At 40.3% G+C, this 25482-nt stretch carries 24 protein-coding genes and 1 tRNA gene; 18 read left to right on the top strand and 7 right to left on the bottom strand.

Annotated features, from left to right (window positions below; all coding sequences use genetic code 11):
• Positions 1–31 precede the first annotated feature (31 nt).
• The 10 genes from HMPREF1212_RS03670 (at position 32) to HMPREF1212_RS03715 (ending at position 11183) form a co-directional block, all read left to right on the top strand.
• The gene (locus tag HMPREF1212_RS03670) at positions 32–1510 is read left to right on the top strand and encodes a glycoside hydrolase family 10-like protein (protein ID WP_046148470.1); all 1479 of its coding nucleotides are present in this window, start codon (positions 32–34) and stop codon (positions 1508–1510) included.
• A gap of 47 nt (positions 1511–1557) precedes the next feature.
• Positions 1558–1995, top strand: coding sequence for a hypothetical protein (locus tag HMPREF1212_RS03675; protein ID WP_046148471.1), 438 nt, complete (start codon positions 1558–1560; stop codon positions 1993–1995).
• Positions 1996–2150: 155 nt separating this feature from the next.
• Positions 2151–4361, top strand: coding sequence for a TonB-dependent receptor (locus HMPREF1212_RS03680; RefSeq protein ID WP_046148472.1), 2211 nt, complete (start codon positions 2151–2153; stop codon positions 4359–4361).
• A gap of 41 nt (positions 4362–4402) precedes the next feature.
• Complete coding sequence (locus HMPREF1212_RS03685) at positions 4403–4735, top strand: cation transporter (protein WP_046148473.1); 333 nt, start codon at positions 4403–4405, stop codon at positions 4733–4735.
• Between the two features lie 187 nt (positions 4736–4922).
• Positions 4923–5450 (top strand): RNA polymerase sigma factor, encoded by a 528-nt coding sequence (locus HMPREF1212_RS03690; RefSeq protein ID WP_046148474.1) that lies wholly within the window; start codon positions 4923–4925, stop codon positions 5448–5450.
• A 9-nt stretch (positions 5451–5459) separates the two neighbouring features.
• Positions 5460–6728, top strand: a complete 1269-nt coding sequence (locus tag HMPREF1212_RS03695) for a porin family protein (protein WP_046148475.1) — start codon at positions 5460–5462, stop codon at positions 6726–6728.
• Positions 6729–6770: 42 nt separating this feature from the next.
• Positions 6771–7550 (top strand): BFO_2992 family lipoprotein, encoded by a 780-nt coding sequence (locus HMPREF1212_RS03700; protein ID WP_046148476.1) that lies wholly within the window; start codon positions 6771–6773, stop codon positions 7548–7550.
• Between the two features lie 123 nt (positions 7551–7673).
• Positions 7674–9416: a tetratricopeptide repeat protein gene (locus HMPREF1212_RS03705; RefSeq protein ID WP_046148477.1), complete on the top strand. Its 1743-nt coding sequence runs from the start codon at positions 7674–7676 to the stop codon at positions 9414–9416.
• Positions 9417–9593: 177 nt separating this feature from the next.
• Positions 9594–9980 (top strand): DUF3244 domain-containing protein, encoded by a 387-nt coding sequence (locus tag HMPREF1212_RS03710; RefSeq protein WP_046148478.1) that lies wholly within the window; start codon positions 9594–9596, stop codon positions 9978–9980.
• Positions 9981–10028: 48 nt separating this feature from the next.
• Positions 10029–11183 carry a hypothetical protein gene (locus HMPREF1212_RS03715; RefSeq protein ID WP_046148479.1) on the top strand — a complete coding sequence of 385 codons (1155 nt, stop codon included), beginning with the start codon at positions 10029–10031 and terminating at the stop codon, positions 11181–11183.
• Positions 11184–11334: 151 nt separating this feature from the next.
• On the opposite strand, the gene trxA is transcribed toward HMPREF1212_RS03715, so the two are convergent.
• Genes trxA through HMPREF1212_RS03730 form a run of 3 tightly spaced genes read right to left on the bottom strand, consistent with a single transcriptional unit; the run spans position 11335 to position 13219 of the window.
• Positions 11335–11634 carry a thioredoxin gene (trxA, locus tag HMPREF1212_RS03720; RefSeq protein WP_046148480.1) on the bottom strand — a complete coding sequence of 100 codons (300 nt, stop codon included), beginning with the start codon at positions 11632–11634 and terminating at the stop codon, positions 11335–11337.
• A 40-nt stretch (positions 11635–11674) separates the two neighbouring features.
• A complete protein-coding gene (locus tag HMPREF1212_RS03725) occupies positions 11675–12925 on the bottom strand; it encodes a type II toxin-antitoxin system HipA family toxin (RefSeq protein ID WP_046148481.1) in 1251 nt (416 codons plus the stop codon).
• A 3-nt stretch (positions 12926–12928) separates the two neighbouring features.
• Complete coding sequence (locus tag HMPREF1212_RS03730; RefSeq protein WP_046148482.1) at positions 12929–13219, bottom strand: helix-turn-helix domain-containing protein; 291 nt, start codon at positions 13217–13219, stop codon at positions 12929–12931.
• A 796-nt stretch (positions 13220–14015) separates the two neighbouring features.
• Between HMPREF1212_RS03730 and HMPREF1212_RS26230 the strand changes: the two genes are divergently transcribed.
• On the top strand, positions 14016–14867 hold the full coding sequence (locus HMPREF1212_RS26230) for a helix-turn-helix domain-containing protein (RefSeq protein ID WP_082099916.1): 852 nt from the start codon (positions 14016–14018) through the stop codon (positions 14865–14867).
• A gap of 94 nt (positions 14868–14961) precedes the next feature.
• On the top strand, positions 14962–15915 hold the full coding sequence (locus tag HMPREF1212_RS03740; RefSeq protein ID WP_046148483.1) for a nitrilase family protein: 954 nt from the start codon (positions 14962–14964) through the stop codon (positions 15913–15915).
• Positions 15916–15923: 8 nt separating this feature from the next.
• Here HMPREF1212_RS03740 and HMPREF1212_RS03745 read toward each other — a convergent pair whose 3' ends face one another.
• Genes HMPREF1212_RS03745 through HMPREF1212_RS03755 form a run of 3 tightly spaced genes read right to left on the bottom strand, consistent with a single transcriptional unit; the run spans position 15924 to position 20131 of the window.
• Entirely contained in the window at positions 15924–16628 is a 705-nt protein-coding gene (locus HMPREF1212_RS03745; RefSeq protein ID WP_046148484.1) for a LytR/AlgR family response regulator transcription factor, read from the bottom strand.
• A 1-nt stretch (position 16629) separates the two neighbouring features.
• Positions 16630–17667, bottom strand: coding sequence for a sensor histidine kinase (locus HMPREF1212_RS03750; RefSeq protein ID WP_046148485.1), 1038 nt, complete (start codon positions 17665–17667; stop codon positions 16630–16632).
• Positions 17668–17680: 13 nt separating this feature from the next.
• Positions 17681–20131, bottom strand: a complete 2451-nt coding sequence (locus HMPREF1212_RS03755; protein ID WP_046148486.1) for an outer membrane beta-barrel protein — start codon at positions 20129–20131, stop codon at positions 17681–17683.
• Positions 20132–20277: 146 nt separating this feature from the next.
• Between HMPREF1212_RS03755 and HMPREF1212_RS03760 the strand changes: the two genes are divergently transcribed.
• The 3 genes from HMPREF1212_RS03760 to HMPREF1212_RS03770 all read left to right on the top strand — a co-directional run bounded on the left by HMPREF1212_RS03760 (position 20278) and on the right by HMPREF1212_RS03770 (position 22942).
• Positions 20278–21030, top strand: coding sequence for a GNAT family N-acetyltransferase (locus tag HMPREF1212_RS03760; protein WP_046148487.1), 753 nt, complete (start codon positions 20278–20280; stop codon positions 21028–21030).
• A gap of 111 nt (positions 21031–21141) precedes the next feature.
• Positions 21142–21705, top strand: coding sequence for a Crp/Fnr family transcriptional regulator (locus HMPREF1212_RS03765; RefSeq protein WP_028726155.1), 564 nt, complete (start codon positions 21142–21144; stop codon positions 21703–21705).
• 82 nt (positions 21706–21787) lie between these two features.
• Positions 21788–22942 carry an acyltransferase gene (locus HMPREF1212_RS03770; RefSeq protein WP_046148488.1) on the top strand — a complete coding sequence of 385 codons (1155 nt, stop codon included), beginning with the start codon at positions 21788–21790 and terminating at the stop codon, positions 22940–22942.
• A gap of 63 nt (positions 22943–23005) precedes the next feature.
• Here the strand turns inward: HMPREF1212_RS03770 and HMPREF1212_RS03775 are convergent.
• Positions 23006–23079 (bottom strand) — tRNA-Asp (locus HMPREF1212_RS03775).
• A 298-nt stretch (positions 23080–23377) separates the two neighbouring features.
• On the opposite strand from HMPREF1212_RS03775, the gene hisH reads away from it, so the two are divergent.
• From hisH to hisF, 3 genes are read left to right on the top strand one after another with little or no spacing between them, the layout of a single operon-like run.
• On the top strand, positions 23378–23968 hold the full coding sequence (hisH, locus tag HMPREF1212_RS03780) for an imidazole glycerol phosphate synthase subunit HisH (RefSeq protein WP_028726157.1): 591 nt from the start codon (positions 23378–23380) through the stop codon (positions 23966–23968).
• Between the two features lie 6 nt (positions 23969–23974).
• Positions 23975–24694, top strand: coding sequence for a 1-(5-phosphoribosyl)-5-[(5-phosphoribosylamino)methylideneamino]imidazole-4-carboxamide isomerase (hisA, locus tag HMPREF1212_RS03785; RefSeq protein WP_028726158.1), 720 nt, complete (start codon positions 23975–23977; stop codon positions 24692–24694).
• A 20-nt stretch (positions 24695–24714) separates the two neighbouring features.
• Complete coding sequence (hisF, locus tag HMPREF1212_RS03790; RefSeq protein ID WP_028726159.1) at positions 24715–25470, top strand: imidazole glycerol phosphate synthase subunit HisF; 756 nt, start codon at positions 24715–24717, stop codon at positions 25468–25470.
• Positions 25471–25482: the final 12 nt, after the last annotated feature.

Consider the following 25482-nt stretch of genomic DNA (forward strand, 5'->3'; position numbering starts at 1 on the left):
TACCTTTGCGCCACTAAATAAATAAGTGGAAATGAGAAAGTATTGCCTGTTATTTCTGGTACTTTTACTGCTTCAGACAATAGGAGCGGTTGAATCTCCGAAGCACGAGATCCGTGCTGTCTGGCTCACCACCGTCTATGGTCTGGACTGGCCTAAAAAGCCGGCTACAACAGAGGCGGGAAGGAAAGCCCAGCAACAGGATTTATGCAATATACTGGATCGGTTGGCCGATGCGAATTTCAATACCGTCTTTTTGCAGGTGCGTCTGCGGGGGGATGTTATTTACCGTTCGGCAATTGAACCGGCTTCCAAAACTTTCTCTGGTAAATATGGAACAATGCCCGGATATGATCCGTTGGCTTTTGCGATAGAAGAATGTCACAAACGGGGGATGGAATGCCATGCCTGGTTTGTGACATTTCCTGTTGGTACGGAGAAGGCTGTGAAGGAACAAGGCAAACTGTCCGTCGTTAAACGCCATCCGAAGTTATGCAAACGCCATAATGGGGAATGGTATCTCGATCCGGGAGTGCCGGAGACTGCCGATTACATTCTGTCGTTGGTGAAAGAGCTGGTTAACGGCTATGATATCGACGGTATCCAGTTTGATTATATCCGTTATCCGGAGCAGGCAAAGAGTTTTCCGGATAAAGCGGTTCATAATAAATATGGTAAATCGCAGAAGTTGCCGGACTGGCGGCGCGAGAACATCAACAAGATGGTGTACCGTATCTATGACTGGGTAAAACAGGCAAAGCCCTGGGTGCAGGTCAGCAGTTCGCCGCTGGGTAAATATAACCGTATCGAACGGGTTCCCAATGCCGGCTGGACGGCCTACGAAAGTGTTTTCCAGGATCCGAAGATGTGGATGCAAAAAGGAAAACAAGATATGATCGTTCCCATGATGTATTATCTGCATGACAACTTTTTCCCGTTTGTAGACAATTGGGTGGAGAATTGTAACGGTCGTCTGGTTGTACCCGGCTTGGGTGCTTACCGTATGGAAAAGAATGAAGCGGACTGGACTGTGAACGACATTACCGACCAGATAGATTACAGCCGTTATTATGGCGGGGCGGGTTGTACTTTTTTCCGTTGTGAGAATGTATTGGATAATACGAAAGGACTTTATGAAGAGTTGAGAGACAATTACTACAAATATCCGGCCCAGTTATTACCGCTCACCTGGCTAAGCGACAAGGTGCCGGCTGCTCCGGCAGAGATCCGTGTGGAAAAGGTGGATAACGAGTTGAAACTGTCCTGGCAAAAGCCGGCAGCGGAGCAGGAAGACCTGACATATACCATCTATTATTCGTTGACGGACTCTATCGATACGGCATCGGCCAAATCTATTCTGGCTACCGGAGTGAGGGACACGGTACTTTATCTTCCGGTTGCTCCGAATGAAGAGAGAGGTTACACTTTCAGTGTCTCTGCTTCCACCCGCTACCATATCGAGAGTGCCGTTTCTCCTGAAACATATTATTATCTCTCCCGATTTCTTAAATAACATTAACGCATAGGAGTGCTAAAACGAAAGCACTATCTTTGTGTCGGATGAAAAATACTGTGACATATCTGTTTATCGTTTTTCTGGCGACTCTAATCTTCTATGGAGGTGCCGGAGTAAACTTAATTACCTATTGTTTTGGTGATTGCCGCACAGAAGGTGTTGCCGTATTGCTGAACGATAACTGTTGCGAAGTGCACGAACATAGCTGTTGCGATGCGGCAGTCGAAGCTACTGCCTGTAATTCCGGCTGTTGCGAAGACGATTGCTGTGGGTTGGAGCGCATCAGTTTCGACTGGAGCAGTTCCGCTAATCCGGTAGTTGAATTACAACCGGTAGTGATCGACCTTTTATCGTTCGCTTCTCCGTTGGCATCATTGCTTCCTATTCCTTCCATAAAAGAATATACTGCGCAGGATCAGGACGGGCCACCTGTTGTCTGTCCGCGTATTTACCTGAACCTGCTTACTACACTTTTGATTTAGTAGACCGAAACTACTCCGGCCTGTATCCGCTATGGAAACAGGATAGTAGTGTCAGCCCCATTCATACTATCGTGCTGGTAGTGTTAGCATACTAGTGCTGATAGGGGTAGGACTATAGTGCTAATCGAATACTTATTGAATCAAAGTGTAAAGTAATGTTGAAACAACTCTATCTTATTCTATTAATAACCTTCTTCGCCATTTCTGCCCGGGCGGATGAAGTAAAAGGGCATGTGTTTGATGATAATAACCAGCCGGTTATCGGTGCCAATGTGTACTGGGAAGGAACCCAGCAGGGGACAACGACCGATGTGGACGGCGCTTTCAAGTTGAAAACAAGAAAAAGTACGAATAACCTGGTCGTTAGTTATATCGGCTATACCACTTTTGTGATGCCGGTGACTAACCCTGATGAGCCGTTGCAAATCACTTTGAAAGGGGAAGTCGCCCTCGAAGAAGTCGTGATCAGCGAACGTAAAATGGGAACGATCGCTTCCCGTACCAGCGTATTGCAGACGCAAAAGATTACCTATGATGAAATATGCCGTGCCGCCTGTTGCAACCTGGCCGAGAGTTTTGAGACGAACCCGTCTGTAGACGTATCGTATGCCGATGCGGCTACCGGAGCCCGCCAGATCAAACTGTTGGGGCTGGCAGGAACCTATGTCCAGATGTTGACGGAGAATTATCCGAACTTCCGCGGGGCAGCGTCTTTGTACGGACTGGACTATGTGCCCGGTGCCTGGATGGAAAGTATACAGGTGTCTAAAGGCACTTCTTCTGTTAAGAACGGATATGAAGCCCTTGCCGGACAGATCAATGTGGAGTTCAAGAAACCACCTACGGCGGATATTTTCTCAGTGAACCTGTTCGGTAGCGATGCCGGGCGTTATGAAGGGAATGCGGATGCTTCGTGGCATATCAACGATAAGGTATCGACCGGCTTGCTGGTTCATTATTCCAATGATAAGAAGCAGCATGACGGCAACGACGACGGTTTTCTGGATACTCCGCTAAAGGAACAGGTCAACCTGATGAACCGCTGGTATCATAAACTGGATAATTATGTGGCGCAGTACGGAGCACGTTATCTGCATGAAAACCGTACCGGTGGCCAGGCTACCAAACACCATGATTTCGCCGACCCGTATCAGGTGCATCTGGAAACGAACCGTGCGGAACTGTATACCAAACAGGCTTATATCATCGATAAGGAAAAAGTGGAGAGCGTGGCGCTGATCCTTTCCGGCTCTTACCATGAACAAAAGTCCATGTACGACCGTACGCCCTACAATGTCTATCAGAATAATGTGTATGCCAGTTTGTTGTATGAAAAAGAGTTTTCTCCGGCACACAGCCTGAGCACCGGATTGAGTATGAATTACGACGGTTTCAATGAAAACCTTTTACAGGCAGGAACGCGTAAGGTGTTCGACCGTACCGAAGTTGTTCCCGGTGCCTATGTGCAGTACACTTACAATCTGAATGATAAGCTGATCGTTCTGGGAGGTGTCCGTGCCGATTACAGCTCTTTATACGATTTCTTTGTTACGCCTCGCGTACATATTAAGTATAATCCGTTCGACTGGCTCCATGTCCGTGCTTCGGCAGGGAAAGGTTTCCGTACGGCCAATATCCTGGCTGAAAACAACTTCCTGTTGTCGAGTAGCCGTAAAATGAATATTGCCGAAAACCTGGATCAGGAAGAGGCGTGGAATACAGGATTGAACCTGTCGTTCTATATCCCTTTGTTCGGAAAAGAATTATCTTTGAACGGGGAATGGTATTACACCAATTTCCTGAAGCAGGTGGTTGTCGATATGGATAGTGATCCGCATGCTGTGGGCTTCTATAATCTGGATGGAAAATCGTATTCCAACAGTTTCCAGGTAGAAGCGACTTACCCTTTCTTCCGTGGATTTACCCTGACTGCGGCTTATCGTTACACGGATGCCAAAACGGATTACCGGAATGCGGAAGGAGTGACCCGGAGGCTGAAGAAACCGCTGGTCAGCGACTATAAAGCGCTGGCAACGGCCTCTTATCAGACTCCGTTGAAGAAGTGGCAGTTCGACCTGACCGGACAGTTTAACGGGGGAGGACGTATGCCGACTCCGGATGCGACGAATCCGCTGTGGGAACCGAACTTTAATGCTTATACGGTTGTCAATGCACAGATCACCCGGTATTTCCGCCGTTGGTCTATCTATATCGGAGCCGAGAACCTGTTCGATTACAAGCAGTCTCATCCGATCATCGATGCGGAAAACCCGCGGGGGGATAACTTCGATGGCTCGATGGTTTGGGGCCCTGTTCACGGACGAAAGATATATGCCGGCTTGCGTTTTAACATCAGCCGCGATTAAAAATAACAGATAAATTATTTACCAATTAATACAAATACATTATGAAACAGTTAGTAGTAGCATTGATTTGTGCCGTATTTACGCTTTCTACGGCCTATGCACAGGATGCAAAGAAGAAAAAGGACACGGTAACTTTCTTCGTGGAAGAAATGGAATGTGCCAATTGCCAGAAAAAGGTAGAAAAGAATATTGCTTTCGAGAAAGGGGTGACCGATCTGAAGTGCGATCTGAAAACTCGTACGGTAAACGTAACCTATAAGACAGATAAGACTTCCAAGACCAAATTGGCTTCAGCCTTTAAAAAGATTGGAATGGAAGCAGTGCCTGTCGACGACGGTGCCGGCTGCCCGGTTAATCCTGCGAAAAAAAATTAAGCAGTCTATATCCGTTAACACGGAAATTCGTTAGAACATCTTATCTTTGCAAAGCATACCTGTATGGGGCGGATCTATGTGTCCGCCTCTTTTATGAAAAAAAGTTCATGAAACATGCAGCGTTTTGTACGAGAATAACATCATAATATTTGTACGGCCTCGTAAGAGGTGAGAAGGCACACACTGAATGGACGAGACACAACTAATAGAAGGTTGTAGGAAGGGGGACAGGCTGGCTCAGAAAGAGCTTTACGAGAGGTATTCCCGCAAAATGATGGGGGTTTGTCTGCGTTATGTGAACGACAGGGAGACTGCCCGAGATTTGTTGCAGGATGGTTTTGTAAAGGTTTTTACCAGTATGGACTCTTATTTGGGAGCTGGTTCATTCGAGGGGTGGATGCGGAAGATCTTTGTAAATTGTGCATTGGAGTATTTGCGTAAATCAGATGTATTGCGCGAATCGACCGATCTGGATAATACGGCGGAGTTGATCCAGCCCGACAGTTCGGTCATTTCAAGTATGTCGGCAGCGGAGCTGATGCAGTTGGTACAAGAGTTGCCAACCGGTTTCCGTACGGTATTCAACTTGTTCGCAATTGAAGGATATTCTCATAAGGAGATCAGTGAGATGTTGAATATTACAGAAAGTACGTCACGTTCACAGTTTACGCGCGCCAAACAGATGTTACAAAAGAGGATTAACGCTTTGTATTGAAAGGAGAAAATGGAAAAGGAAAGAGATACATTTGATGATATGTTCCGCTCGAAATTGCAGGATTTTGAAGTGGATACGATGCCGGGGGACTGGGAGGCTATTGCCGATCGTTTACCGGTAAAAGCACCGGTACCTTTCCGTCGAACGCTTCGCTACTGGGCTGCTGCGGCAGTTATTTCATTATTGATGATAACAGGAGGCGTTTACATGTTTAACTCGGAGAAAGAAGTGGCTCCGATCGCAGAGAAGATAGAGAAAGAGACTAAAAAGGTGGAGACTGAGCTGGCTAAAGAGGCTGAAGCTCCGGTCGCACCAGTAGTAGAGCCGATAAAGGAAAAAGTAACTGCATCGCCGGTAGCCGTAGTGCAACAGCCGGTTAAGGTGCAGTCAACATATAAGGCGGCCGTAAAGGTTGCCGATACTGAACCTGCCATTATTTCTTCAGATGATGATTTGGAGGAGCAAGCAGAAGTAATAATACATCCGGATGAAGAACCTGTAGTGGTTGAAAAAGAGGAAGTTGCACAGGATCATCCGGAAGTGGGTTCTGCTACTACCCGGTCGTTGATAGCAGATGCTGCTCCGGTGGGTAAAAAAGAAAAAGAAGTGTCTCCGCGTAAATGGGGATTCGGTATGGGAGGTGGTAGTGTGACAGCGGGTACAAATAACTCGTTGAATACATACGCACTGAAAAATACGATGATGACAGATCAGGAGTTATTATTCCTCAATGCTGCTAACTTTGAGAATAATACATATCCGAAGACAAACATACATCATAAGACACCGATATCTGTGGGTTTTTCTGTAAGCCGTTATCTGAATAACCGGTTTGCCTTGTTGATGGGGTTGAATTATACGTTTTTGTCTTCTACCTGGGATGTGGATGCCCCGATATATTATAATAAGACAGCACAAAAGCTTCATTTTATCGGTATTCCGGTTTCTTTGTCCTATAAGATTGCTGAATGGAATCGTTTCCAGGTGTATGCCGCAGCAGGTGCCATGACAGAAGTGAATGTGTCGGGTAAGTTGATTACAGAGAAATATTCAGGTAAAGAGTTATATGGAAAAGAGAGCGAACATATCCGTATGAAAGAGTGGATGTGGTCTGTCAATGCCCGTGCAGGTGTAAGCTATCCATTGCTTCGCTTTGTAAGTCTTTATGCGGAAGCGGGTGTCGACTATTACTTTGACAATGGAAGTACGATTGAAACCGTACGTTCCGAAAAACCATTTAATGTAAGTCTTCAGGCCGGATTCCGCCTGGGTTTCTAAATAAACAAATACTAATAACATAAAATAAAAAGAACAGAAAAAATGAAGAAACTTAAGTTTTTAGGTGCGGTAGCTATGGCTACAGTTTTGTTGACCTCTTGCTTGGATGGGGGAAAGAATGAACAAGATTTTACTGCTTATGGCGTTTTGAGCTATGAGTCTAAGTTCAGTAAAAACATGTTTTTCACTGCAGACGAGGTCGCTTATTATATCCCGTCATTGGCTAATGACCCTAACTTTATGGGTGATAGTGAATGTCTTGTTGCAAATTTACATATAGATTTCGATAGTCAGGAGAATGCAAATGCAGCTAGTAATGGTTATTATACGGCAACTGCAGCAAGTGGATATACAAAACTGGATAAATATAGTATTATTCCCGGTCTAACGGATACGATAAAGCCATTAGATAACGAATTAACACTAAGGGATGTTGCTCAAAGTGGCTATAGTAAAATAAAGAATTTTTTGTTTTTGAGTGTTACTTATCCGACTGTTGTTAATGATCAAAAGAATCGTTTTGATTTATCCTATAATTATAGTCAGGAGCCGGTAGTCGTAGATGGCAAACGTGTATACGATTTCTTTATACGTGTAGTTAAAACTGAAGATGGAAAAGGGGCTACACTACAGAATGCGACTCAGGTGGTCACTTTTGATGGAAGGAATGAATTCTCTCGTTTGCTAAATATAGAAAAGGCTTCTAATGCAGAAAGTTTGAACTTACGTTTGAACTATGTAAAAGAGTTTGATAAAGATACTACAAGGATTACTAGTTGGGGAACTGAAATTATTAAATTTGCTATACCAAAGGAATCGTAAGTAACAATATACTTATTAAATATGAAAAAGGAATTCAATAATGAATTCCTTTTTTTATGGGATAATGCTTCGCAATGAATAATAAAGTTTTTATATTGTGTTATTAATCAAAAAATAATATCAATGAAACTTTTATTGTCTATTTTTATTATTCAAATATTCTTTTATACCGGATGTATAAGTAATAAGAAGGAACATCATATTATAAATCGAGCAGAGGCTTTAATGAAAACGAATCCAGATAGTACCTATTTGTTGTTGGAGAGCATAATAACCCCTGATAAGTTGGATGATAGATTGTTTGCCTATTGGTGTATGTTATCAGGAGAAGTGGCAGACAATTTGCACAAAGATATGCCTTATACCTCTTTCTTATTAAAGGCACAAATTTGGTATGAACGATATGGAACTATCTATGAGCAGGCGCAAATCGGTTTATATTTAGGCCGTTCATATGTAGAGGATAAGAAGTATGATGAAGCCATGAGGTGTTATGTAAATGCTTTAGATATTGCTTTGAGAGGAAAAGAATATAATGTCGCAGGATTTGTATGTAGTTATATGGCTGATCTGTATGTGTTTAAAGATTTACCAAGTCAGGCAGGATTAAAATATAAAGAAGGCGCAGACTATTTTCTGAAAGCTCATAATAAAAGAAGCTACTCTCTTGCTTTGCGAGATATAAGTTATACCTATTGCCTACAGGATTCATTCTATTTAGCATTACAATATTTGAAACAAGCAGAATCAATAGTTTCGGCATGGAATGACTCTATTGCATATTCTTCTATAGCAAATGCTTTAGGTAATGTTTATGAAATGATGGATAGTCTTGATACTGCAAAGAAATATTTATTAAAATCTTTGGACTATGACCAGAATGATATGGCACCTACTTATTTGGCATTAAGCCGAATGTATAAGAATAGTGGTAATGTTGATAGCGCAAAATATTATTTGGAAAAATCTAAAATGAACATAAATAATGGATATACCTTAGCAGGGATAACATATCAAGATTATTTATTGGAAAAAGAACTAGATAACCCTTATAAGGCATTATCTTTATTAGAGTCATACTGTCAAATTTCAGATTCAGTGTCATTATTACAGAATGAAGCTCGTATTGATGAAATAGAGAAAAAATATAATCATATAAAAATATTGAATGAAAATGATCAGTTACGTATAAATCAGTTATACTATGTCATTATGATGATTGTAGCTGTAACAGGATGTCTGTTTTGGGCTTTTCTTTATCAGTTAAAATCTAAACGTGATAATGAAATATTACATAATCAGCAAAAAGAATTGGATCGCAAAGAAAAAAGATTGTTACAACTAGTTGTTGATTTAGAAACGAAAGAAAAAGAATTACAAAAAATCACAACTTTACTTTCTTTAAATAATCAGCATGATACACTTTTAAACTCTTTTGAAGAGCAGGAGGTGGTATGCCGAAAGCAAAAAAAAGAGATAGTAGAAATTCGTAAAGAGATTGTTTCTCTGAGAAATAAAATATTAATCTCGACACCAATAGTGAAAAAGGTTATAAAATTATCTCAAATAGTTGTTCCGGGTGCAACCAAATCTCCATTAACTATGAAGGATTGGAAAATACTAATGAATAAAGTTGATGAGATTTATTTTTTATTTCAAGAGAAGTTGCTTAGTAAAGGATTTAAACCAGAATCTGTAGAGATGCGTTATTGCTATCTTTCACTTTTGTTATTAGACAAAAATCAAGAAGCTGTTATTTTACACATAAATCCTGAGTCCGTTTCTAAACTTCGTTTTAGAATCCGCCAAAAACTACAAATATCAGGTGAAAATATATCTATTTATTGTTATTTCTCTGAATTTTAGATAATATGTTTATTTATAGTGTGTTATAAGAATGCTTTAATCTCTTAATGTCCAATGTTTAATATGTATATGCTTGATTGTCAGTAGTGATCCGTCCAAGGTCTTTATGAGTTTGGTTGCTATGTTTTTCTGCATTTAATATACATTTGGCATCAAATGTTATTAATTTAAGTTATTATGAAAGAATTAAAAGTGGCGTTTATCCTTATTCTATGTGTATTTTTATCTATGCCTTGTTTTGCTAGAAGAAATATCGAGTTGGCTGGTTCTTGGAAACGAATAGAAAAATCTTATTCTACAGAGATTCCTATTCGGATTTATTTAGAAGATGATAATAAAGAAATTTCAATTCATTTTTTAGAGAATATTGGTTGTGTTGATATTTGTATCACTACTTCTAATGGATGTATTATTTATAATATGAGAATAGATAGCTCAGATGTTCCTACTCAATTTGTTAAATTGAATGAGGTCTCAAAATGTTCTAGCTATAAAGTTATAATATCTAACGAGTTGAATGTTGTTAGTGCTTTGTTTTCTGTCTCAAAAGAGGGTTCCGAATAGTATACTATTTAGGGTAATAGAGAATTGTCTAATTAAAAAATACAGAGTATGAAAAATTTAGCAAAAAAAGGATTAGTCTTTCTTTCGGCATTAATTTTAATTTCTTGCCAAAATGATTTTGATGATAATTTAGATAAGGATTTATCTAATGCATTTCAAACCAAAAGTAGTGTTAGTGCTCCTAGTGTATTATCACAATTGTCAGGAATTCCAGTAAATATCAAGATGAAAGGAGGTAATTTGAGGAATCCATTTTTATCGGCTAGACCTAAGGATAATAAGGTGGTTTTGCATAGTGAAGATGATGGATCTTTGAGACAGAGATGGCTTATTACTTCATCTGGATCATTGATAAAAGTTGAAGGAGGTGCACAAACTAATGGTTATTTGACACCGATTGGAGATCCAGGTAGTTATATCCCTAAATTATTGAATAATATTATGCCATTAGGTGTTGGTATGGAAGAAGGGGCTATAGAGTCAACCTTTTATATTTATGTCAAAAATCCTAATTATCCAAGTATTTATCCAACTAAAGAGTATTTATATTCAAAGGATGCGGTAAATATAGATTTGGCTTTTGCAGAAGAAAAAAAAACAGGAGGACGTCATGTCTGGGAGATTGTTCCGGTAGAGAATTTTACTCTAAAAGATGTAACTTATTTTATGGATTATGGTGATAGAGTTGATTCTTCTTTGGTTTTTATACGAAATTATGATATGGATAATAGAACAAATCCAAATCCTATTACTCATACTTTTCATATCGAAGAAACTTATTCAACGACTTCTCTGTTTTCAAAAGTTACAGGTTTAAATATGTCGAATAAAATTTCAAATAGCACGACATTTAAAACAGGGCTACCAACAATAGATATTAGTGGTTCCGTTAATTTTGAAAGTCTAACAGAGAGTACTTGGTCTGTTACAACTACGGATACTGAATCCAAATCGTATTCCTGGAAAGATGATCTTACGACTATAATACCAGCTAATACACATATGCGTTGGCAAGTTTATATGATGGTATATAAGTTTGATGTATCTTATGTAGGAACTCTTGTTGGAAATGTAACAGGAAGAAGTATACGATTAAAAGGACGATGGACCGGTACTATGGGATCTAAATTTAAATATGTTGGAGTTTCAAATAGTAAATCGGGTAATTTATATGTTGAAAAAATAGTAGAAAATAATAATTGAAAGCTGTTGATGTCTATTTATTTGTAATAAACTTTTTAGTTCATATTATTGATTTATTAGGATTGTAGGCAAAGATACTTTATGATAAATTCAATCTTTGTTCATAACAATGAATCTTTGTTATGAGCAGAGATTGAATGGCTATTGGAAATTAATCTAAAAACTTTTTTATCTCCTGCAAAAGAGCCCCTTTCTCCATTACCCCTGACGTGCGCCAAACAGCTTCTCCCTTTTTGAAAATAATTAATGTTGGAACAGACTGAATGCGATATTGATTGGCTACCGCTTCATTCTTATCCACGTCAATTTTCAGAACACGTGCTTGTCCAACTAATTCTTTCCCTAAAGCTTCGACCGTAGGACTCATCACTTTACAAGGGCCACACCAGGTTGCAAAAAAGTCTACCAATACAGGTTTGTCCCCGTTTATAATATCTTTGAAAGTTTCCATATTGTTTTTTAATTTATAACAATTGGAATGTAATGCTTGTTCATAATATAAAGTCAGTCTTAATGCTTTCAATCAATTTTTCATGGATGGCCAATTCCTTTGCATAATCCTCGAAATTAGCGATCGCATTGGAAACACTATCAATTAATGCTTTATAATCTTGTATATCGTTATTTAAAGCTATAGTTTCAAAATCTTCATAGGTAATGTCTTCGTTTTTGCCATTTACAGTTAATGAGTGCCTGTTTGAATATGGAGGAGCAGTTGGATCTACGCTGTAAGTTAAATCGTATGCAGGTGATAGCCGCCATGTTCCGGTACGATTCATACAAAACGAAAAGTTTTTGGAATGATCATCGACATTCCGGGCGATAACATTAAATATCATTCGCAGGTATTGTTGTCTACTGTCTTCATAGGGTAGATTTAGTCGACGGATTACTGCAAATATATCCTCATAACTATCACTTGTCGGTGACATAGCCGCCAGTGTTTGTGTATGTATTTTTTCGTTTCCATTACGATCAAAACGTTGAGTTAGGAAATGTGTTATTCCATCGTATGTTCTCAACTCCGATGACATCATATTAATTCCGGCATCCAGCGCCATTCGATAATAAACATACTCCAGTTTGGCAAAAGGATATACTGAATTATCATCATACTTAAGAATGTAATGCTGAAATCCATCGGGGATTATTCCTTGTCCGGAGATAACCTCTCCCGTTGTTTTATTCAGGGCTATAATCGCTTTGGGACGTTTTCCTCCCGGAGATGAACTTATTTTTACTAAATCCTGCCATAGAATAGAGTTCTCCTGATTTAAGATAGTTGTCTCCTGCTCGTTTAATACCTGTTTGGCAAACTCATATAATCTTTGTACATCGACTGAAAAAGCAGAATCATCTCCTAATTTTTGTGCAGGTTCATATTCTAATGCTCCCATAGCCCTCCTGCCGATAAATGAGAGATGATCTACAGGACTTGTTTTCTTCGCCGGAATATTGTTATCCCGCAGCCATGCCTTAAATAAAGAATTTCCCCATTTATCAGGCAAAGAATCGGCAATCATGGGAGGGAGTCCCTGATAAAGCTTCTCTTTATTTCCTATCCACGGCAGTTGCTTTTGGCTTCGAGGTGAATCTATAGGCATTGTCAATGGAGCGATATTCAATCCCTGTTCAAGGAATGAAGGTTCATATTCGAAAATAGCTGCTCCTGTTTTCTTATCCCATGAAAGATAGCCTACGTCCATTCCCCATAGTTTTACCTTAACTACATTTGTTTCCATAGGTTATTGTTTACTTAGTTTTTTAAATAAGCTCCGTGGGCTTTCCGGTAATTCCGGCAATAGTTTCTCTATTTCATCCAGACTGTCGATTGCCCGTAGCAATTTTATAAACGAAGCCAATGTAATACCGGTAGAAGAACCGTTCTCAAAGGAACTTATGGTAAACACGCTCAGTCCTGATTTCTCTGCAACTTCTTTTTGTGTGTACCCCATCCGTTTTCGGTAGTCACTATACCGTTTTCCCAATTCCCGGATTATATCACTTCCGGATTTTTCATATAGTTCACTATACATACTTTCTCTTGTTTGCTTACAAATATAGGTAAATCTATAATAACATCAAAGAATGGTGGAAAAATATAGATATATCTGTTGTTGATCGAGCTTAACCGATGTTATTCTCTTGAAATGCTTTACAAAGATATGAGGTGGATATGGAGCGGATGGACTGGATGGAACCCAATGGGAATAATAGTCGATTTTCCGGAAGTTTTTTAATTGATTTCCGTCTATAAAAACAATTGTATTTGTGTTCAAAAACAACTGTTTTTCAAATCAAATACAATTGTATTTGTAACTGAAGACTATTGTCTGTGTAAACACTGAAATAAAACAGGCTGCTTTCAGTAGCACAGGGATATGGAAGATACCTGTATTTGCCAGGTAAAATGAAATGCGTTCTTTGAATCTTTTTAAAATAGAAAAATGCCGATTGCCTTATAAATCTTTATAAAGAATATTCTTTCTATATTAAAGAGAAAAATAAAGCCGTCAACGACCTCTAATCAGAATACATGTTAACTGTCAGTTAACCAATGTGTTGTCGTTGCACATTCGTAATCAAGCGCTAATATTAAAATTAGTTAACCGTATCGGTGTTGTGAAAGGTGTAGAATGTGTTGAAAAATAAAGAGTTAAGTCTTTTGTTGGAATAGTCGGAGGAAGAATAGTCTTTCCGCTGATGTTTTGTTAACTTTGTATGAATAAACCGCGTTATAGCCAAATGTCGGGTAAATGTCGGGTGAAAGTTTGCTGCTTTATTTGTTGAATGTTTGAGTTATGCATAATCTTGTCGAAAATTTGAATGAAGATGAAACAACCGGAATTAGGTAAGTACATTGCAGGGCTTCGGGAAACGAAAGGATTGACCCAAGAGGAAGTGGTAAGTAAATGTAATATTAGTGTCCGAACTTTGCAACGTATCGAGTCAGGAAAAGTGGTGCCAAGAAGTTATACATTGAGGCTAATTGCTACTGCGTTGGATTGTGACTTGTTAGCTGCTCCGGAGGTTCAGGAAGTCGGTAAAGCTGAACTCTCGGTTCATTTGTCATTCAAATCTGTTTTGAAAGATTTGTTTAACTTAAAAGTACACACAATGGCAAAATTATCAGTTTTAACAACGGCATGTCTGGCTATAGGTTTTAGTTTGTATACAGTCGGCACCAAATGTAACGCACAGCAAATGATGAAAATGAATTTTGTAACTGACAATACCGGAGGGTTTGAGATACAACTTCCCCGCGGACTCCCCGGTTATGGAAGTTATATAAATAATGATACCGTTTTTATCAGGGCAGGGAAGGAGTTGATCAAAGAGCATAAAGGATTTTTGTTTCTGAATAATGCTTTTGTTGGCCATGTACAGGAAAACGATACGATAATATTTAAAAAGGGAAACCTGTTTACTAAAAAGTCGCTTATTATTAAGCCATATGTAATGAAAGCATCTTTGATATACAAAGATATTGTTTTCGTAACTCCCCAATCTATTAGCGGATTTACAGATGACAGTGGAGACACTTTCCAATCGGGGCCTTATACTTTCAAAGAAAGAGATAATCGAATATACCTGAACGATGTTTATCAGGGAGATGCTTTTGCCGGTGATACTGTGGTTATATCAAGATCAGGTAAGCTGAAAATTAAACGAGCTGTTTTGTAATTAACTTATTACTGAAATCGGGTTGGGGAAAAAGATAATTGTTATCTTTACGACTCTATTGAATAATATGTAAACCTAATAAATCAACATATTAATGGAATTATTGAAAATCGCTACCGTGCAGTTTGAGACACGGGATAATGACAAAGTGTATAACCTTTCCGTTATCCGGGAGATGTGTCGGAAAGCTTCGGCTGAAGGTGCGGACGTGGTGGCTTTTCACGAATGCTCGGTGTGCGGATATACGTTTGCCAAGGATTTGTCTCGTGAGGAATTGTTGGCTATTGCTGAACCGATTCCTGCTGGGGAAAGCACGCAAGCACTAATTGCTATCGCTAAAGAATTTGGTGTCACCTTGTTAGCCGGATTCTTTGAGAGAGAGGAGGATCGTATCTATAAAGCGCAAGTTTGTGTGGATGGCAATGGATTGAAAGCGAAGTACCGAAAATTGCATCCGTTTATCAATCCAAATATTTTACCGGGCGATCAATATGTATTGTTCGATATCAAAGGGTGGAAATGTGGTATATTGATCTGCTATGATAATAATATTGTTGAGAATGTTCGTGCCACGGCTTTGTTGGGAGCGGATATTATATTTATGCCTCATGTGACGATGTGTACGCCATCTCCACGGCCTGGTGCAGGTTTGGTAGATATGAAGTTGTGGGAAAACCGGGAGATTGACCCTACGAGTTTGCGGCAGGAGTTTGATGGTTTGAAAGGTCGTGCCTGGCTGATGAAATGGCTTCCCGCCAGAGCTTACGACAATGCCGTGTATGTGGTGTTCTCCAACCCGATCGGACGTGACTATAATGAAGTTAAAAACGGTTGTTCAATGATTCTGGATCCTTTTGGTGATATATTGGCGGAATGCCGTAAGTTGGGAGATGATTTCGTAATTGCTACAGCTACCCCTGATAAATTAAAGCAAGCCGGAGGTTATCGTTATCGGAATGCCCGTCGTCCGGAGCTTTATGCGGATATAATCGGTCGCCCGCATGAATCCGAGCAAAAGGTGGCGTGGTTGACAGAAACAAATGAATGAACCTATGGTTATTTTGTAATCAACTGATTATTGATAATCGCTTTGTACACCTCTTCCCGCATCGGGCGTGATACCGGAATTTTATGTTCTCCGATAACTAACTGATTTCCTTCGATAGCCTGTATGTGGGATAGGTTTACAATGAATGAACGGTGCACCTGCATAAAGGAAGTTACCGGAAGCGTGTCGAGTATGGATTTCAACCGGATGCTGGCTGTATCTTTGGTAGTTGGTGTATGGATGATAATGTAATTCTCCATGCTCTCAATGAAGAGTATTTCTTTGAGATAGATTTTTTTTAGCTGTTTCTCTGTTTTTATAAAGATATATATATCCTCCTCTTTTTTCGATTCGGATTCTATCATTGTATGTACTTTGTTGACAGCTTTCAGGAAGCGGGAAAAGGGGATAGGTTTCAGCAGATAATCCACTACATCGAACTCGTATCCTTTCAGGGCATATTGCTCGTAGGCTGAGGTGATGATTACATGGGGTGGATTTTGCAGATCGGCTAAAAGATCCAGTCCCGACAGATGGGGCATTTCGATGTCGAGGAAAAGCAAGTCTGCATGAACAGTCTTGAGCATGTTATTGAGTTGTACCGCATCTTCGCATTCTCCGGCTATTGTCAGAAAATCAACCTTGTTGATATATCGCTTCAAACCTTTCCGGGCGATAGGTTCATCGTCTGTTATAATGCATTTTATTTCCATATTATTCTGATAAATCGATGAATAAATTAACGGTGAAATAAATCCCGTCGTTTGTAATGTCTAACCGGTGCTTACCGGGATAAAGTAGATTCAATCTTTTTCTGAGGTTCTCGATACCTATACCGGATTTTTCTTTTTTGTCAGTGTCAGGTATAATGGTGTTTCTAGCCATAAAATGAATAGTTGAATCTTTTTGTTGCATTTGAACTTGTATCAGGTAATCTCCTCCTACATATTTAAAGGCATTTTCCAATAAAGGCTGAAATAGTAGCGGATGTATTTTTTGATCTTTCTGATTCATATCGAAAGATGATTCAAATTTCAGTCGTTCCGTCATACGGAGCTGCTGAAATTGTATATAAGTTTGTAGGTAATCGACTTCCTGTTTGATCGTCACTTTCGTATTTATATCGTATAGTTGGTAACGGAGCAGGTCGGAAAGCAGTTCGATCGATTCGATAGCAGCCTCATTTTCTTCGTCGATCTGAAAATAGACGGTATTCAGGGCATTAAATAGAAAATGCGGATGATACTGTGATCGTAATAGTTTCAGTTCTGCATCCAGTTGATCGACTTTTAATTTCTCCAACTGGATGATCTTTTCTGTGTAATGCTTGTTTAGGATTGTATTTCTGATCGAAGTATAATAAAAAAGGAATATGGGTAGGGCTGTGGCATTGATCAGTAAGGCTTCTCCCCAGCGGTAAGTCGTTTCATTGATGAAAATAATTATTACGTACAGACTGATATTGAGTGTGACAATGATAAACAGGATCACCCAGAAATATTCTATTATTTTCGGAAGAAGTTTGTTTTCTTTATTTCTGTCGAAGAAAATAGTGGCCAAGCTATTGAAGAACAGGGAGGCCAGGATAATATTTATCATTATGAGGGCGAGAGCCTTTATGCGGTCGAACCAGGCTGATGCACCTAGTTCCCACATACGTACTCCATAGGCCATGTCCGTGACAATCCACAAGCAGCAGATTGCCAGCATGGTCATAAGCAACGGACTCAGGATGTTGTATTTTATTTTCATAACTGATTTCAAACTATAAATTTATTCTTTTACTTTGATCTATGCTTGTATCGCGGCTACTTTTTTTAGATTGTTTGCCTTGTTTTAAATTAATTGAGACGGAGATACCGATACAGCGATAATCGTTGAACTGTTTGGTGGATGCCTTGCCGATATTCCCGGACAGATCGAGGTCAAGATCCTGTTTGTTCGTTTGGAACAAGTCGTTGGCGTATAAACGGAGTGTGAGTTTATCATTCCAGACTTTTTTCTGTATGGCCATCGATACAGACCAGTGCGGATTGACAGTGGCTTGTCCGAATGCCATACGTCCGTTGTAAAAACCGGATATCTCGGCATTCAGTCCGGCAGGAAGTATGAACTGGTTGTTGATGCTGATAGATGGGGTGAACAGTTTCTTTTCAATGGTTTTTCCGGTATCTCTCCACTTATATAAGCTATAAAACAGGGTGGCATTAGCACTCATTCTCCACCACCTTTTTCTGATCAGGTCGCCTGCATCCAGCCGGAGCCCTATCCTTGAGTTATTTTTAAAGTTCTCCGGATAGACGACAGCGACATTGTTTTCCATTATTTCAATATTCTGCATGATGGGGGCTTGGGTGTATGAGAAAAACAGGGTTGCGCGGTACATTTTCCTGTGAATATAGGCAAGCTCTATATTATCCGTGAGCTCGGCTTTTAGGTTGGGATTGCCGGTTGAACGGGTATAATCATCCCATATATAATTAAACGGACTTAGGTCGCCATAGTTGGGACGGATGATCCTTTTGTTGTATAAAAAGGAGATACTGTTGTCTGTTTCCGGAATATTATATTGCACGGTCAGGGATGGAAACAGGTGGATATAGTTGTCCGTATAGGAAGAGTCGTTCCGGTTTATGTCCGGTGAATATTGCGTTCCGCTGATACGGGTTTGCTCCAGGCGTAAACCTGCTTCCAGGCTGAATGTTCCGACCTGTCCGTTTACCTGGATATAGGCGGCATTGATATTCTCATTGTATTTATACATGTTACTCAGGCTGTTGTTGGGGAACCATTGCCCGGTTCTTAGGTTTGCATATAATGCACTGTTATCCAGGTCTACCCAGGTGAACTTCAGTCCGGAATAGAACTTGAATTCAGCCGGTAAAGGCATACCCCAGTTGGCTTGTGCGGAATACATGCGTATGTTACTGCTCATATCGCCTTTTAATGTGTCTCTGTTTAATATCTGTTCTTCCGGGTTTCTCATTTCGTTCAACATGGAGAGCGTTTGTTTATGCTCATGCAGCAGATAATCGAATGAAAAGTCGGCTGTCTGATCCTTGTCGTTTTTGTAGTTAAGAAGAAGACCACCGGAAATAGCCCGTTGTTTGGTATAAGTCCGGCTTTGGGTATGAAGGGAAGAATCGACAGGGCTGTTGGCTTTTTGAATGTATGTATCGGTGCTGCCGGGTATGCGCTTAGTAAAAAGTGTCCCGTTGGTGGATACCTCAAAAGAGAAGTTGTCATTTATATCGTAGTTCATTCCCAGGCGAGCCCAGTCTCCCCGGTTATGGTCTTTCATTCTTGAATTCTGGTTGATGTTCATCATGGGAGAGGATGTTGTATTTTGCAGATTGTATTCGCGGAAGATATCCAGTGTCGATTTATATTTTCCCTGGTAATGAGAATAATCGAGGAAAAGTCCTAGTTTATTCTTTTGGTAGGTCAAGCGTCCTCCGACGTTCCATTTGCCATCGGCTGATTGCTGATAGCTTGTATTAGCCTGGGCTGTCCAGCCTTCAATGGTAACCTTTTGTGTCCGGATATCGATCAGCCCTGTTTTTCCGGCAGCATCATATTTGGCGGAAGGGCTGGTAATCAGATCGATGTTTTTTATGGATGAAACAGGCATTGAGCGTAGATAATTGACCAGCTTGTCTCCGCTCAGGTAAGTACTTTTTCCATTGACCAGTACCTGAATGCCGCTCTGTCCGTTCAGGATCACACTGCCATCTTCATTTACCATTACCCCGGGGAGGCTTCTTAATGCATCCAGTACGTTACCCTGAGAGCCGAGTACCATTGCGTCCATATCGAAAGAGGTCGTTCCGGGTTTCATCGTCATCAGTTTGCGCATACCGGTTATTGTTACGGCTGAAAGTAGTTGAGCATCCTCTTCCATTATGACTGAAGGAAGGGCCTGACTCTCTTTTATTTGTATTGTAATGTATTGTTTTTTATATCCCAGCATTGAAAACTCTAACAGGTATTTATCCGGTTTCACCTTAGGAAGAACAAATACCCCGCAAGTGTCTGTGATAGTTCCGTTAATATAGGCGGAGTCAATTAAACTTTTAAGTAAGATGGTTACTCCTTCCAGTGTTTCATTATTGACATCTGTCACTTTACCGGAAACTTTGATTTCTGCTTGCTGTGCATATAAAGGATAAGTCAGTAAACATAAAAGCAGTATCTGAATAATCTTTCTCGTTTTCATATTTTTTGTCGTTTAATAATCTATCGGCAAAGCTATGAGGTGGGGAAGCTGGTTTCAAATAAGATTGACGAATTGTATGTTTTTTGAGGTAAATGGTAGAATCCGTATAAATTTACTACATTTACACTTCTGAAGCGAAGATACATATGGATACTGATTTTATAAACTTAACAGCGGAGAACCTGGCAGATGAGCATTTGTGTTGCATTATCCGTACTAAAAAGCCTCATCCCGGTGTTGAGGCAAAACGTCAATGGCTTTCTGATCGACTGAGTGAAGGTCATGTCTTTAGAAAGTTAAATGAAAAAGCGACGGTTTTTATCGAGTATGCTCCTTTGGAAACAGCCTGGGTTCCCATAATAGGTGATAACTATTATTACCTCTATTGTTTATGGACTTTGGGTAATTATAAAGGAAAAGGATATGGGCGGGCACTGATGGAGTATTGTATAGTCGATGCTAAAGAAAAGGGTAAATCCGGTATCTGTATGCTCGGGGCAAAAAAACAAAAATCCTGGCTTTCTGACCAGTCGTTTGCAAAGAAGTTCGGGTTTGAGGTTGTTGATGTAACCGATAGCGGATATGAATTGCTTGCGCTTTCTTTTGACGGCACAATGCCGAAGTTCGCGCAAAATGCTAAGAAAGAAGTCATTGAAAGCAAAGAGCTGACAATTTATTATGATATGCAGTGTCCTTATATCGATCAAAAAATTGATATTGTCAGACAGTATTGTGAAATGAATGATGTTCCTGTATCTTTCATCCTGGTGGATACACTACAAAAAGCCAAGGAGCTACCTTGTGTATTCAACAACTGGGCTGTGTTTTATAAAGGATGTTTTGAGACGGTGAATTTATTGCAGGATGCTGCCAGCTTAATGAGAATACTTAAGAAATAAAATTAGGATTATATATTGGAAAGAACGAAAAAATTCAAGGTGTAGCTCTGCTATAAAAATAAAATCTTATTTTTATACCTTTGTGCTATATATTAGGCAGTTATATATACTATGGACAGAATCATTAGCTCAATAAAGCAAACTTTCAATGTTAGTGAAAATGCTATCGAAAAGTTAACCTCTTGTTTGCACCCTATCAACATATCGAAAAAGACAATACTAATTGCTCCTGATAAAAAAGACACGAATGTCTATTTCATTGAAAAAGGTATCGCTCGCGCATATAATCTGGTTGAAGGCAAGGAGGTTACTTCCTGGTTTAGCAAAGAGGGTGATCTAATCTATTCGACAAATAGCTTTTACGGTAAAACCCCAGGGTACGAAAACGAAGCGGTACAAGTGCTTGAAAACTCCCTGTTCTACTATATTCCGATAGCGAAACTCGAAAACCTGTGTTCAAGTGATGCCGACATTGCAAATTGGTTGCGCATATTGCACCAAAAAGCGTTTGTCGAGATGGAAAGAAGGCTCATTTATCGCCTGTATATGTCGGCAGAGGAACGTTACAAAGATTTCGTGGAGAAAAACCCGGATCTGATTCAGCGTGTCAATTTAGGCTACATCGCTTCTTATCTTGGAATGTCACATGTCACATTGTGTGCATTAAGGAAATGAATACGTTTTCTTTAAGTAGTTAAAAAAGTCGCGAAAGGCAATTTTGTACCTTTGTGGATATTTTCACATAAGTAACAAAGATATGTCGCAAAAAACTCACTTAATCCAACCATCCAGAATCGTTTGGGTGGATGTTCTTCGATTTATCGCCATCTTTATGGTGATTTGCATTCACTGTTCCGACCCTTTTAATGTCTCAGCCGAAGCTCGTTCCAATCCAGAATTCAATTTTTGGGGTTCTCTTTACGGTTCATTTCTCCGCCCTTGTGTTCCGTTGTTTGTTATGATTACAGGATTGTTGCTATTACCCGTGAATCTATCCATAGGTGACTTCTACAAAAAACGGCTTTTCAGAATTGCAGTGCCTTTTCTGATATGGTCTGTCTTGTACAATCTTTTCCCGTGGGTAACCGGTCTGTTGGGATTGTCACCGACGATTATCTCGGATGTGTTTGCGTATGCTTCATCCGATGCCTCACAATCATTCAGTGACGCTATGAAAAACATTGCGCTCATCCCATTTCAATTTAATGTCTACACCGTGCCGATGTGGTATTTGTATATGCTCATCGGGCTCTATTTGTATATGCCCTTCTTCTCGGCTTGGGTCGAGAAAGCGACTGTTTCGCAAAAAAAGATATTCCTTTCCATTTGGGCGGTTACTCTCTTTATGCCTTATGCTTACACTTTCTTTTCGCACGAGCTATTCGGGCTTAGTGCGTGGAATACATTTGGGACATTCTACTACTTTGCAGGATTTAACGGCTATTTGCTGCTAGGGTATTATCTGACAAAAGACGTGAAGCCATGGAGCTGGAGTAAAACAATTGCGGTTGCGCTCCCCTTGTTTGCCATAGGTTATGTAGTCACCTATATCGGCTTCAAATTTATGACTGCGAATCCCGACTGTACGGAGCAGGAGATGGAGCTTTTCTTTTTGTACTGTTCCCCTAATGTGGCACTGATGACTGTTGCGCTGTTTCTATTGGTTCGTCAAGTGAAATTCAGCTCCGAAAAATATGTAGCCCTATTTGCGAATATCACCAAATGCGGACTCGGAATTTATTTGGTACATTATTTTGTTGTCGGGCTTGGTTATGCTATTGCCAATGCGTTATCCATACCCGTTTCGATAAAGATACCGGTAACGGCAGTCATGGTATTTGCTATATCGTGGGCGTTTGTCGCACTTTTCTACCGACTGATTCCTAAGGCTTCAAAATGGATATTCGGATAATAAAGAAAAAGCTCTGTAATTACTAAATTACAGAGCTTTACTTTATTTTACTTTCTTTGAAAGCGGTCCGGACGGGACTCGAACCCGCGACCCCATGCGTGACAGGCATGTATTCTAACCAACTGAACTACCGAACCTCTTTTTATTATCAATCTCTCTCGATTGCGGTGCAAAGGTAAGTATTATTTTTAATCTTGCAATACTTCAGAGAAAGAAAATGTATGTTTTTTTAGATCATGGCTGATATGCAGCAGGTTAAGAAGTAAGATTTTTTTCGTTCCTTTTCAAAGATACCAGAGTCCTCGAAGGGGCGAATTAAAACAGGTTTGTCACAAATCTACACTGTTTGGCAACTTTTCATAAACCATACAGTGATATGTTATGATAATTTGTTACTTTTGCAACTCAATATAAAAAAGAAAACGGAGAAAGAAAATGGACGTCGCCATTATTAAGTATAATGCCGGAAATATCTACTCAGTGAGTTATGCACTGAAGCGATTGGGCGTAAGTCCTGTGATTACAGCGGACCCGGAAATATTAAGTAAAGCAGATAAGGTGATCTTCCCGGGAGTAGGGGAAGCACAGACCACTATGGCTTATCTGAAAGAACATAAAATGGATGCTGTTATCAGGGACCTGAAACAACCCGTATTGGGTATTTGTCTGGGTATGCAATTAATGTGTCGTCATTCTGAAGAAGGAGATGCAGAATGCCTGGGAATTTTTGATACGGAAGTGAAGCGGTTCATCCCTCACCGTCATGAGGATAAGGTGCCCCACATGGGATGGAACACGATCATGCAAGTTAAAGACGGTTTATTTACCGCACAATTAGAGAACAAATTTGTTTACTTCGTACATAGTTATTATGTACCGGTGAACGAGTATACGGCTGCAACCACTAATTATATTCTTCCGTTCAGCGCTTCGCTGCATAAGGATAACTTTTATGCAACGCAGTTTCATCCGGAAAAGAGTGGTTCTGTCGGTGAAGTAATTCTAAAGAACTTTCTAAAACTATAAAGATATATGATCGAGCTTATTCCAGCTATAGATTTGATTGACGGAAAATGTGTACGTCTTACGCAAGGCGATTACGACACAAAGAAAGTGTATAATGAAGATCCGCTCGAAGTGGCGAAGATGTTCGAAGCACATGGTATCCGTCGTCTGCATGTGGTAGACCTGGATGGGGCACGTCAGGGACGGATCATTAACTACCGTATACTGGAACGGCTGGCTACGCGCACTTCGCTGGTGATCGATTTCGGCGGCGGATTGAAGCAGGAAGACGATCTGGAGATCGCTTTCGAAAGCGGGGCGCAGATGGTGACGGGCGGTAGTATCGCCGTAAAGAATCCCGAAGTGTTCACTTCATGGATCACTAAGTTCGGAAGCGAGAAGATTATATTAGGCGCTGACGCCAAAGATAAAAAAATAGCGATCAGCGGATGGGAAGAAACAACTAATGAGGAACTGATTCCTTTCATCGAGGGATATTACGACAAAGGCATCACAAAAGTGATCTGTACGGATATCAGCCGGGATGGAATGTTGCAAGGGCCGGCTATCGAATTGTATAAGGAAATACGGGATGCATTACCTTTTATATATATCATAGCCAGCGGCGGGGTCAGTTCTATTGAGGATATAGAAAAACTGGCTGAGGCGGGAATACCGGCGGTTATTTTCGGCAAAGCGATATACGAAGGAAAGATCGATTTGAAAGATCTGCTTCGTTTTACTTGATAATTAAGGGAGATCAAAGTATGTTGGCGAAGAGAATAGTACCCTGTCTGGATATTAAAGATGGAAAAACAGTAAAAGGAATAAATTTTGTGAACTTTCGCGATGCAGGAGACCCTGTGGAGCTGGGGGCGCAATATAGCCGGGAAGGAGCCGATGAGCTTGTCTACCTGGACATAACCGCTTCGCACGAGGGACGTAAGACATTTACGGAACTGGTGAAGAAAGTAGCGGCAAATATCAGTATTCCGTTTACGGTAGGAGGCGGGATCAATGAACTGAAAGACGTAGACCGTCTGTTGAGCGCCGGAGCCGATAAGGTTTCGATCAACTCGGCTGCGTTGCGTAATCCTTCGCTGATCGAGGAGATCGCGAAGAACTTCGGAAGCCAGGTATGCGTTGTGGCCATCGATGCGAACAACGAAAACGGCGACTGGATCTGTTATCTGAACGGGGGACGTATCCCTACGGATAAACATTTGTACCAGTGGGCTACCGAAGCGGAAAGCCGTGGAGCCGGTGAGATACTGTTTACCAGTATGACACACGACGGCGTGAAAGATGGATATGCGAATGAAGCATTATCCGTATTGGCCGATAACCTGCATATCCCGGTCATTGCTTCCGGGGGAGCCGGAAAGATGAACCACTTCCGTGATACCTTTGCTGAAGGGAAAGCGGATGCCGCATTAGCAGCCAGCGTGTTTCACTTCGGCGAAATAGGCATATCCGATTTAAAGCAATACCTTCATACGGAAGGAATCAATGTAAGAATATAATTACAAGAATAA

The sequence above is a fragment of the Parabacteroides sp. HGS0025 genome (genome assembly GCF_000969845.1).
Lineage (GTDB): Bacteria > Bacteroidota > Bacteroidia > Bacteroidales > Tannerellaceae > Parabacteroides > Parabacteroides gordonii.